The sequence below is a fragment of the Paenibacillus sp. Dod16 genome (assembly GCF_049893405.1).
Classification (GTDB): Bacteria; Bacillota; Bacilli; order Paenibacillales; family Paenibacillaceae; genus Paenibacillus_AQ.
The window spans coordinates 116377-128369 of the sequence record NZ_JBNDYG010000009.1; the positions used below are offsets into that span (position 1 = coordinate 116377).

6 protein-coding genes are annotated in these 11993 nt (G+C 49.8%); all 6 read left to right on the forward strand.

The window, feature by feature from the left end:
* The first annotated feature begins 28 nt into the window (after positions 1 to 28).
* The 6 genes from ACPV3A_RS10090 to ACPV3A_RS10115 all read left to right on the forward strand — a co-directional run bounded on the left by ACPV3A_RS10090 (position 29) and on the right by ACPV3A_RS10115 (position 11814).
* Positions 29 to 1342, forward strand: coding sequence for an ABC transporter substrate-binding protein (locus ACPV3A_RS10090; RefSeq protein ID WP_426199352.1), 1314 nt, complete (start codon positions 29 to 31; stop codon positions 1340 to 1342).
* A 237-nt stretch (positions 1343 to 1579) separates the two neighbouring features.
* Positions 1580 to 2395 (forward strand): carbohydrate ABC transporter permease, encoded by an 816-nt coding sequence (locus tag ACPV3A_RS10095; RefSeq protein WP_233355134.1) that lies wholly within the window; start codon positions 1580 to 1582, stop codon positions 2393 to 2395.
* Complete coding sequence (locus tag ACPV3A_RS10100) at positions 2392 to 3213, forward strand: carbohydrate ABC transporter permease (RefSeq protein ID WP_194544115.1); 822 nt, start codon at positions 2392 to 2394, stop codon at positions 3211 to 3213. Before ACPV3A_RS10095 ends, ACPV3A_RS10100 begins: the two co-directional genes overlap by 4 nt.
* A gap of 23 nt (positions 3214 to 3236) precedes the next feature.
* Positions 3237 to 6350, forward strand: a complete 3114-nt coding sequence (locus tag ACPV3A_RS10105; RefSeq protein ID WP_426199354.1) for a glycoside hydrolase family 2 TIM barrel-domain containing protein — start codon at positions 3237 to 3239, stop codon at positions 6348 to 6350.
* Between the two features lie 323 nt (positions 6351 to 6673).
* Positions 6674 to 9463, forward strand: a complete 2790-nt coding sequence (locus ACPV3A_RS10110) for an OmpL47-type beta-barrel domain-containing protein (protein ID WP_426199356.1) — start codon at positions 6674 to 6676, stop codon at positions 9461 to 9463.
* Between the two features lie 62 nt (positions 9464 to 9525).
* Positions 9526 to 11814, forward strand: a complete 2289-nt coding sequence (locus ACPV3A_RS10115) for a dockerin type I domain-containing protein (protein ID WP_426199358.1) — start codon at positions 9526 to 9528, stop codon at positions 11812 to 11814.
* Positions 11815 to 11993 lie beyond the last annotated feature (179 nt).

An 11993-nucleotide genomic window follows, 5' to 3' on the forward strand; every position in this document is an offset into this window, starting at 1 on the left:
ATTTTCAGACTTAAAAGGGGGTTACACATTGAAAAAATTAATGAGCTTACTGCTGGCCGGGGTTGTCCTCTTGTCGGCATGTTCTTCGGGCGGCGGTACGGAAGGCGGGTCGGGCAGTAACGGCAGCTCTAGCGGTGAAGGCAGTGCCGCTCCAAAAGAAATTACGGTATGGGCTTGGGACCCGGCATTTAACATTGCCGCCATGAATGTAGCTAAAGAAGCCTATGCCCAAGTGAATCCGGACGTCACGATTCATGTTGTAGAAAATGCGCAGGCCGATATCGTTCAAAAGCTGAACACCGGGTTGAACTCCGGTTCCACGAAAGGCTTGCCTAACATCGTGCTCATTGAGGATTACCGTGCGCAGAGCTTCTTGCAAGCGTATCCGGATTCCTTCTACGAATTGACGGACATCGTGAAAGTGGATGACTTTGCGGACTATAAGATTGGCCCGACCAGCGTAGATGGCAAGCAGTACGGCGTTCCGTTTGATTCCGGCGTGACGGGAATGTACGTGCGAACGGATTATCTCGAGCAAGCAGGCTACAGTCTGGATGACCTGCAGGACATCGACTGGAAGCAGTACATCGAGATTGGCAAAGCCGTCAAAGAGAAAACCGGCAAAAACATGATTACGCTCGATCCTAACGATTTGGGACTTATCCGCATGATGATCCAATCAGCGGGGGCGTGGTATACGGCAGAAGATGGCCAGACTCCGACGATTGCAGACAATGCTCCATTGAAGGAAGCCTTTGAATTGTACAAAGAAATGATGGATTCCGGCATCGTGAAGGTGAACTCGGACTGGAGCCAATTTGTCGGAGCATTCAACAGCGGTGAAGTGGCTACCGTGCCGACCGGTAACTGGATTACACCTTCGATCAAAGCCGAAGCTTCCCAATCCGGTAAATGGGCGGTAGCTCCGCTTCCTAAGCTTGCGGCAACAGAGGGGTCCGTCCATGCATCCAACCTTGGCGGCAGCTCCTGGTATGTCATGAATGTAGAGGGTAAAGAAGCAGCTGCGGAGTTCCTCGCGAAGACATTTGCTTCCGATACTGAGCTGTATCAGACGTTGAACACAAAAGTCGGGGTCATCGGCACCCTGAAAGCCGCCGCAAGCGGAGAAGCTTACGCGGCAGCGGATGAATATTTCCAAGGCCAAAAAGTCGTATCAGACTTTGCCGCTTGGACCGAACAAATTCCTAACGTTAACTACGGCATGAATACGTACGCCATCGAGGACATTATGGTCGTTGCCATGCAGGCGTATCTCGGCGGTAAAGACGTGGAAACTGTTCTGAAAGATGCGCAGGCGCAGGCCGATACGCAAATTCGTTAAACACACTCAGGCAGTACACAAATGCCCTTGCTCCTTCTTCTCCTGAAAAGTGGACATCTGCTGAAGGAAGGGAGCGAGGGTTTTATTATTTCTATCCATAAGACATGGATCAACAGAAGGGTGTGGAGTGGTGTGAATACAGAAAAAGCCAGGCTAAGCCCGCAAATTCATAAGGGCCTGAACAGTCAAAGGCGGATACGTTTGACAGGCTGGTTCTTTGTTCTTGTGCCGGTTGTCATGATTAGTATTTTTTATTTCTATCCGATGGTTCAAGCGTTAATCCTATCCTTCAAATCAGGCAGGGGCAGCAATCTACAGTTTGTCGGTATAGACAACTATATTCGTCTGTTCAGCGATACCACCTTCCTTACGGCCGTCAAGAACACATTTATTTACTTACTCATTCAGGTTCCGGTCATGCTGGTGCTGGCACTCTTTATCGCTGTGCTGCTCAATGACGATAGACTGAAGTTTAAAGGTTTTTTCAGAACGGCTATTTTCCTGCCGACGGTAACCTCGCTTGTAGCGTACTCCGTCGTCTTTAAGTACATGTTCGGAGCCGACGGCATCGTCAATAAATTTCTGGTGAATCTTCATCTGATCCAGGAACCGATTCAATGGATTACCGACCCTTTCTGGGCGAAAGTTACGATTATCATCGCGATTACCTGGCGTTTTACAGGCTATAATATGATTTTCTATTTATCATCACTTCAAAATATCGATAAATCCGTGTATGAAGCTGCACGCATCGATGGTGCAAATGCCTTCACGCAGTTTTTCAAAATTACGATTCCGCTATTGAAGCCGATCATTTTGTTTACGTCCATAACATCGACCATTGGAACGCTCCAGTTGTTTGACGAGGTGGTTAACATCACCAAAGGCGGCCCCGGAAACGCAACCATGTCGATATCGCAATATATTTACAATCTTTCCTTCGAATACACGCCTGACTTTGGATACGCAGCTACCGTTTCCTACTCGATCGTACTCATGGTGGTCATATTGACGATGATCCAGAACAAAGTTGGAGGTGACAAGAGATCATGAAAACCAAACGCGTGTTTACTTACCTGTTTCTGATTATCGCTGCCCTGATCTCCATCTTTCCGTTTATCTGGATGGTTGTCAGTGCCACCAATCCGTCCGTGGACGTAACGAAAGGGACGCTGCTGCCGGGTTCGCACCTGGTCAAGAATATCAACAATCTGTTCAGTTCCGTGGACATGTGGCAAGCTCTCTGGAATTCCGCAAAAATCTCGGTGGTGACTACCGTGCTTTCACTGCTGGTTGCCTCAGCCGCTGGTTATGGCTTTGAGATGTACCGCAGCCGCGGCAAAGATATCGTATTTAATATCCTGCTGGCCTCGATGATGATTCCGTTCGCGGCGATTATGGTGCCCTTATTTCAGATGTTTGCCAAAGTATCGGGGGTTGTACCCTTTCTAGGCATTGATACGGCAGGGGCTGTCATTCTGCCGACATTCACGACGGCGTTCTTAATCTTCTTCTTCCGTCAAAGCACCAAAATGTTTCCCAAGGATATGATGGAAGCCGGTCGCATCGATGGTCTGTCGGAGCTGGGCCTATTCTTCCGCATCTATATGCCGACGATGAAATCGACCTATGCAGCCGCAGCGATTATTACTTTCTTGAACAGCTGGAACAACTATCTGTGGCCGCTGATCGTGCTGCAGTCGCCGGAGAATATGACCGTGCCGCTGCTGATATCGAACCTGGGATCAGGCTATGCTCCAGACTACGGTTTGATCATGTCCGCCATCGTCATTACGACGCTGCCGACGGCGCTTGTGTTCTTTATGATGCAGAAGCAATTTGTTGCTGGGATGACAGGTTCCGTGAAATAAAGTTGAAATATGGAGGAAAACAGATGAAACAGCAGGTTGAACGAGGAGTCGCGCCAAGTCTTGCATGGTTGTCCGACCCCGGCATATTTGCGGTAAGCAGGATGCCCGCGCACTCCGATCATCGGTATTACGAAACGATACTTGAAGCCGAACAGCTTGGAGAGATGCCTTGGCGCCGGAGCCTGAATGGAAGCTGGAAGTTTAGTTATGCTCATAATGCCAAGGAACGTCAAGCGGATTTTTATAGAATGGACGTTTCCTGCAGAGGATGGGATGATATTGAGGTTCCCGGACATATCCAGCTTCAGGGGTATGGGCAGCCGCAGTATGTGAATACGATGTACCCCTGGGATGGTCAGGAGTTTCTTAGACCCCCGATGATCTCAGAGGACCACAATCCGGTGGGCAGTTATGTGAAGTTTTTCAACGTTCCTCCAAGCTGGTCGCAGCGTCCGCTGTATATCTCTTTTCAGGGAGTTGAAACGGCTTTCTATGTATGGCTCAACGGGGAGTTTGTTGGCTACAGCGAAGACAGCTTTACGCCGAGCGAATTTGACCTCACGCCGTACTTAACCGAGGGTGAGAATAAGCTGGCTGTCGAGGTTTACCAACGCAGCACCGGAAGCTGGCTGGAGGATCAAGACTTTTGGCGCTTTTCCGGTATTTTTCGAGACGTGTATCTGTATACGGTACCGGACGTTCATGTGCAGGATCTGCATGTTCAAACCGATTTGGATGAAACGTATGAACTTGGAACGCTGAAGGCTGCCATGCAGCTCAGGGGCAAGTCCGCTGCGAAAGTAGTCCTTGAGCTCAAGGATCCAGCAGGAAATCCAGTGGTCCGGGGCGAGACCGGAGCTTCCGGGGGGACGGCGTCGATTGCGTTAGCTGCCGGGAAGGTCCAGCGGTGGAGCGCAGAAGAACCTAATTTATATACGCTGTACGTATCCGTCTATGACGCATCCGGAAACCTTGTGGAAGTTGTGCCGCAAAAGGTAGGCTTCCGCAAATTCGAGATGATCGACAAAGTGATGCACTTAAACGGCAAGCGCATTGTATTCAAAGGTGTCAATCGGCACGAATTCAATTCCCGCCGCGGACGCTGCATTACGAAAGAGGATATGCTGTGGGATATCAAGACATTAAAGCAGGCGAATATTAACGCCGTACGGACGTCGCATTATCCGAATCAGACGCTGTGGTATGAGCTGTGTGATGAGTACGGCGTGTATGTCATCGACGAGATGAATTTGGAGACACATGGATCATGGCAGAAAATGGGGGCCGTTGAGCCATCCTGGAACATACCGGGCAGCAGGCCGGAATGGCAGGATATCGTGTTGGACCGTGCGATTTCCATGATGGAGAGGGATAAAAACCACCCATCGATATTGATCTGGTCTTGCGGCAACGAGTCTTATGCCGGAGAAGTCATTCGGAACGTTGCGAATGTTTTTCGGGAGAAGGACCCTACCCGGCTCGTGCATTACGAAGGGGTGTTCCATAACCGGGAGTATGACGATGCGAGCGATATGGAGAGCCGCATGTATGCCAAACCGGCGGATATTGAACAGTATTTGCAAAACGATCCTTCCAAGCCCTACATCAGCTGCGAGTACATGCATGCCATGGGCAATTCCGTCGGCGGTTTGCATAAATATACGGAGCTGGAGCAGAAGTTTCCGATGTATCAAGGCGGCTTCATCTGGGATTTCATGGATCAGGTTATCGTGAAACGTGATCGTTATGGCAAGCCTTTTATGGCTTATGGAGGGGATTTTGATGATCGTTCAACTGATTACAATTTCTCCGGCAACGGCATCGTCTATGCGAATCGGACATGGTCCCCCAAAATGCAGGAAGTGAAATTCCTGTATCAGAACGTCAAGCTGATTCCGGATCGTTGTGGCGTCGCGATCCGAAACGAGAACCTGTTTGTGGGTTTGGATGCTTATGAAGTTAAATATTGCCTGAGTTTAGAGGGAAGGAACATCTACAGCGGAGCGGTATGCACCCAGGTTGATCCCGGTGAAGAGCGATATGTAGAGCTGGAATTGCCTGAGGCTGGGTATCCAACCGGTGAGTATACGCTGGACGTTTCACTCGTGCTCAAGAAGGAATCGTTATGGGCGGAAGCCGGCTACGAAATTGCTTTTGGACAGCATGTATTTTTAGTGGAGAACCCGTTGGCTGTTGACGCTCCTGACCATACGCAAGCGTCGGAGGCGGAACGCCTGAAATCAGATTCAGGAGTTTCGCACGATACGGCTGCGAATGATTTCCGTGTAGTTGAAGGGGACGTAAATATCGGCGTTCATGGACGTGATTTCTCCGTTTTGTTCTCGAAGCAGGCAGGGACCCTCATATCCATCAAGTATGCGGGACGGGAGATGATCTCTTCGCCGCCGGTGCCGCTCTTCTGGAGAGCGATGACGGATAACGATAAAGGAGCGGGACTGCCTTTCGATTCCGCGCTTTGGTATGCTGCAAGCCTGACCCGAAGAACGTTAAGCTGCGAGCTTATGGAGAACTCGGACCGCGCGACCGTGACCTACGTGTATAAACTGAGCGTGTCCGAGGAAATACGGGTGCGTGTATCGTACACGGTATTTACCGATGGCAGCATTCAGGTAAAGGCGGGGTACCAAGGAGAACCGGGCTTGCCGAAGCTGCCGATCTTTGCCCTTACGTTCAAAGTACCGGCGGACTACGACAACCTGGATTGGTATGCAAACGGACCGGAAGAGAATTATATCGACCGTGCGTTCGGAGCTAGATTGTGTCGCTTCCGCAATCGTGCGGCGGATAATGTATCAGCCTACTTGGTACCGCAGGAATCGGGCAATCGTACGGGGGTGCGCGAAGTATCCATAACCAGCGATCAAGGTCATGGCATCACGATGGAGGCACCATCGGCAGCACCGGTAGAAGCCAATATATCGCCGTATACCGCATTTGAGCTGGAGAACGCGACGCATCATTATGAGCTGCCGAACGTTCACCATACCGTTGTTACCATTGCCGGGCGGCAAATGGGGGTTGGGGGTGACGACAGCTGGGGGGCTCCGGTTCATGAGGAGTATCAACTTGATCCTTCGACGGACATGTCCTTTGAATTTACCATTCGCAGAGCTTAATGGGAGCTTCAATAACCGTTGCGACAATATTGCCGAAATCCTTATTTAAGGGTTTCGGTTTTTTTGATTTCTCCACTTCATTTGTATTTTCCACCACTTTTGAATCCTCCGTGCTTGAGGGATGTTTAAGGATTCATCAAATCTACTTGGAGAAAATCAAAATCTCTGAAAATGAGACATTTACGGAACCCTTGAGTATTTTTACAATGATGAGCAAGTACGAAATGGAGTCCATACTTGTTTCGTCCTGTAGGTTAATTGAGGGGAGGGGCAATCGTTTGTTCCAAACGCTAGGCTAAACCATATTCGAAAGGGGAAGTTTGATGAAATTAAATATCGTGCCGTTCAAAACCCAGTTGATCATACTTACGATAACCCTATTAGGATTGTCTTCGCTGCAACCAGCGCCTGTAGAAGCTCAATCGTCAATCAACAAACAATTCGGGGACCCTGTTACCGTGGGAGCTCCTATTCAGCAGATTGCCATTTTTGAAAGCGCTTATGGTCAAGAGGATGGTCGTGACGTCATGTATACCACGGTGAATGGAAAGCCGGCCATGTTAAACGTCATTGACCTCGTGGACAACAAATTGCTCCGGACGATCCCGCTTCCGGATGCCGACAGCTCCTGGGCTAAGACCGTTGCTCCAGATGGAACGCTATATATAGCAGGTCAATCCAAAGTTTACCGATATTCGCCCCAGACTAAAGAACTTGATGATTTGGGACCTGCGATTCCAGGCGAAACCTCTATCTGGGGATTAGTCACGGATGAGCAAGGGAATGTATACGGCGGGACGTATCCCAACGCCAAGGTGTTTAAATTCGATCCCAAAACGAATTCGTTCACGAATTACGGAACCATGGTAGAAGGCCAAGGGTATGTTCGTTCTATTGCATATGCGGATGGTATTGTATATGCAGGTATCGGCACGGTAGGCCATATCGTCAAGCTCGATCCGGTTACCGGGGAGAAGACAGAACTGCCGATTCGGGACGTACCGGGCGTAAGCAGTCTCCCGTTCGTGTATGGCCTGGATGCCAGGGGGGATTACCTTTTCGCTTACTTAAACGGCAATGGAACAACCGCATTGATTATATACGATATGGCGAGGGGCGTCTGGCTGGATGAGGTATACAGCGGATACGGCGGCCTTGATGTGTCGCCCGAACGCGAAGGAAAAGTGTATTTCGTCCAAAATCGGAAGGTTCAAGCTTTTGATATGACGACGCGGCAGGTCACGGATACGGGTATTGCTTATGGAACTGGTTTCCGCTCTACCGGCTGGGTCCGTTTTCCGGATGATCCGGAGCTTCCCGGCGAGACCTTAGTGACGATCCAATTCGGAGGGAAGGCGGCACTGTTCAACTTCGAGTCCGGCATTCATAAGACGCTGCCTGCGGTTGCCGAAGGACAACCTACGCTTATTCAGGCTCTGGAGAAAGGACCGGGCGGCAAAATCTATACAAGCGGCATGACCTCCGCATTGGGAGGCGTGTTCGATCCCGTTACGCGTACTCATTCGACGTATCCGATGGGCCAAGCCGAAAGCATCAGCTCGCTCGGGAATGACGTATACTTTGGCATTTATCCCAAAGCGGAGATTCGCAAGCTGGATACAACGCTTCCCGTTCAAACGGATCCGAACAAGCCGAACCTCAATCCGGAATCCTTATTCTACATGGAGGAAGATCAAGATCGTCCTTATGTTCAGACTACGGGCGGAGGCAAAATCTACTTTGGGACCATACCGTATTACGGAGAATTGGGCGGAGCGCTCGTTGCGTACGACCCGGCCACCGAAACGTTTGATGTTCATCGCCATGTCGTGCGGAACCAGAGCATCGTGGGATTGGTTTATCGGGACGGCAAAATTTACGGCTCGACCAGCATAAGAGGCGGTCTCGGCATCGATCCAACCGAGTCGGAAGCAAAAATGTTCGTGTGGGATGCTGTTAGCGGCGAAAAGCTTAGCGAATTCACGCCTGATATTCCGGGCGCCGTTAAATCCCCGATCATGATCAGCGGGCTGACCTTCGATCAAGACGGACTCCTCTGGGCAGCAGCAGACGGCATTCTGTTTGCGGTGAACCCTGCCACGCAGGAGGTCGTTAAAAGCAAGGTCATTTATCCGGGTGTCACCGATTACGGGATGTGGAGGCCGATCCACCTCAGATGGGGGAACGATGGCCTGCTCTATACCGACCTTTACGGTCAGCTGACCATATTGAATCCCGATACGATGGAGCATAAAGAACTGGGAATCAAATCGGCACTCTTTACCTTGGGGGATGACGGAAACATCTATTATGCGCAAGAAACCCGAATGTACATGATTCCCGTCTCCGATGCTGAAGAAGAGGATACCCAGGCCCCAACGACAGAACCTGCGACCAATCCGGAGAAGCCTGATGGAAAGGATGGATGGTTCGTTAGCCCTGTAACGGTTACGCTGTCGGCCTATGATGAAGGAGCCGGGATTGAATCCACTTTATACTCCTGGGATGAAGGAGTAAATTGGACCAGCTACGATGGTTCGCCATTGCGTGTGCAGGAGGATGGACGTCACGTGCTTACTTATCGATCCATTGACAAAGCTGGCAACGAGGAGGCACCGCGTAAGCTTCAATTGCATGTGGACCGCGAGGGACCCGTAATCCGCTGGAAATCGGACATACCCGAAGATATCAGCACTGCGGATGATTTGAAGCTGGATTTCGAACTTCAGGACGAATGGTCGGGTATGGATACGGACGGAACCGTCATCACTCTGGACGGAGAGCGGGTAGATCATCCATCAGCCCTCCCGTTATTCAGACTCCCTCTGGGCGAGCACACGCTTACGATACGGGCAGCCGATTTGGCAGGCAACGAATCCGTTCAAGAGATGAATTTCCATATCGTCACTAGTTTCGAGAGTCTGGAAGAGCTTGTGTATCGATTCGCTGAACAGGGATGGATCGATAATCCTGGTATTGCGAACAGCCTTGCTGCGAAGGCCACAAAAGGGAATATCACAGCATTTATCAATCAAGTCCACGCCCAAACGGGGAAGCATATTTCATCTGAAGCAGCAGCCTATTTGATTCGGGATGCATCGTCACTTCAGTAACATCTATCAAGTTAGGGTTATACGGTTGAAATATCTTCTATTGAAAAGGTAGGTGCGGAAATTTGAAGCGTGTAAAAGTGAAGATGGGCTTAATGGTTATGCTTTCGTGTGCTTGTATGACAACCAACCTCCCGGCAAAACCCATGAATGCACAAGCATGGCAGGACGCCGGTCTCACGAACCCCGCAGGTCTCTCGAATCCCATACGGTTGGAGGATAAAGTGTATGGACAGCCGGAACGATTGGCCCAACCCATTCGGGGAATCAGCATCTATGACGGGGCTGTCGGGGAACAGGATGGCCGAAAGGTTATGTTTACAACGGTAAAAGGCTCTCCTGCCCAATTCAATGTCGTAGACATGGCCACGAATAAGGTAATTCATACATCGATCTTGCAGGGCGGGGGCGGAGATGCCTGGCACCATGAAGTCACACCGGACGGAAAGCATGTGTATGTGACATCACATAGAACGCTCTGGCTGTATTCAACCGAGACCAAAGAGATGAACCTTATACACGACTTTGTTGACGAAGGCCCGTGGTCACTTGTTACCGATAGCAAGGGGAATGCCTATGTCGGTACTTATCCCGGCGGAAAGGTATTTAAATACGATCTCGGTTTGGGGACCGTTACGGAAGATTACGGCAGAATGCTAGGAAACCAGCCGCAAGAATACGTAAGATCAATCGCACTGGATGAAGCAGGAGGACATATTTATGCCGGTACGGCGCACGGTCAAATCATCAAACTGGATTTAGCGACCGGAAGCAAAACGAATATAGCGCAGCCCCTGATGGATCAACAGGAAACCGGCTTTGTGTACGATATGAATCTGGTTGACAACCGCTATATATTCGCCCGATATTCCGAATCCAAAAATATGTATGTCTATGATCTTGAGTCTTCCAGCTGGCTGAACGTTGTGTTATCCAATGTGACTGGTCTGCATGTTACGGACTCTTATGAAAGCAAAGTCTACTTCATTGCGGACAACACGTTAAAATATTACAACTTGGCAACGGGCGAGATTGGATCCACGGGCATGGCCTATGGCAGCGGGCTTAGAGGTGCCGATTGGCTCGAAATCGATCAGCATGAGAATCCGGATCTGATTGGCATGAATCTGGTAACCATGCAATTTGGCGGGGGAATCGTTTATTTCAACGTTACGCAGAATAAGATGACGGCTACGCGCCCGGTCGTTGAAGGGACGCCGCTGAATATTCACGTCATTGAAAAAGGCTCGGATAACCAGTTGTTTATGAGCACATTGGGCGCAGGTACAGGGGCTGTCTATGATCCGGACCAGAACCAGGTGACTTCGATTTCCCTCGGCCAGGCCGACAGCATGGTGTATCATGACAATGCCATGTATATGGGAGTGTATCCCAAAGCTTATGTTCATAAATATGACCAAACCAGAGCGCCGGGTAACGGAAATCCCTCCCAATTCCTGCAGGTGGACCCTGAGGCCCATCAGGATCGTTTAATCGAAGCGACGTCCGGCGGCGGACGTATCTATTTTGGGAGTGTATCCGCATATGGGGTTAATGGAGGAGCCGTAACAATCATTGATCCAAGCGCATATGCCGAGAACAAGACAGGCGTGAAGGTTATACGAAACGTTGTTCAAGATCAAAGTGTGGTAGGTCTTGCTTATAAAGACGGTATAATCTTCGGTTCAACGAATATTAACAACGGCCTCGGAAGCAACCCGACGGCAGAGGAAGCCAAAATGTTTACCATGAATGCCTTAACTGGAGAGAAATTAGCGGAATGGTCACCACAGATCGAAGGCATAGATAAACCTGAATTTATCGGCCGACTGACAGTAGGACCCCATGATGGGCTGATTTGGGGAGCCGTTAACGGTACCATTTTCGCGATGGACCCGGATAATAAGGAAATTGTGAAGAGCAAGCAGGTTCACACGGGATCGTTCAATTACGGTGCATGGTCTTCCGTTCCGCTGAAATGGGATGCCGACGGTATACTGTACGCGCTCTTCGGCTCCAAGCTCATTGCGATTGATCCGGTTACCCTGGAGTATCGAGAGGTAACAAGTGCTTATAGCTTTACGATAGGCGATGACGGATATCTGTATTATTCGGACGGCACGGACCGCACCTACTTGTCCCGAATCCATATTGGAACGAAAGTAACGATCCCCGAAGACGTGGATGGAAACGGAACCGTAGATCATCATGATATCAGGCTGGTAGCAAGGCATATAGGAAAAGAACCGGTAGGCGATTTGCAGAAGCTGGACGTGAACCAGGATGGAAAAATAAATGCAGAAGATGTTAGAAGAGTTACAGCAAAAATGAATGAGGACCGAAAACAAAAGTAACCGATCAAAATTTTTTCGTAATACTACGATCCCCAATGTCATCCCTAGTGTTAATACAGTTTAAACTTAAAGCAGCCGCTCCTGGCACAATGAACTGTGACCCATAAGAAGGACACTTTAAAAAAGTGACCCTCTTGTGGGTCACTTGTGTTTTAATCAAGGTATAAGATGAGGGGCGA

Coding starts and splice junctions, on each gene's coding strand:
- ACPV3A_RS10095 (WP_233355134.1), top strand. CDS start 1,580: ATGATTAGTATTTTTTATTTCTATCCGATGGTTCAAGCGTTAATCCTA.
- ACPV3A_RS10100 (WP_194544115.1), top strand. CDS start 2,392: ATGAAAACCAAACGCGTGTTTACTTACCTGTTTCTGATTATCGCTGCC.
- ACPV3A_RS10105 (WP_426199354.1), top strand. CDS start 3,237: ATGAAACAGCAGGTTGAACGAGGAGTCGCGCCAAGTCTTGCATGGTTG.
- ACPV3A_RS10110 (WP_426199356.1), top strand. CDS start 6,674: ATGAAATTAAATATCGTGCCGTTCAAAACCCAGTTGATCATACTTACG.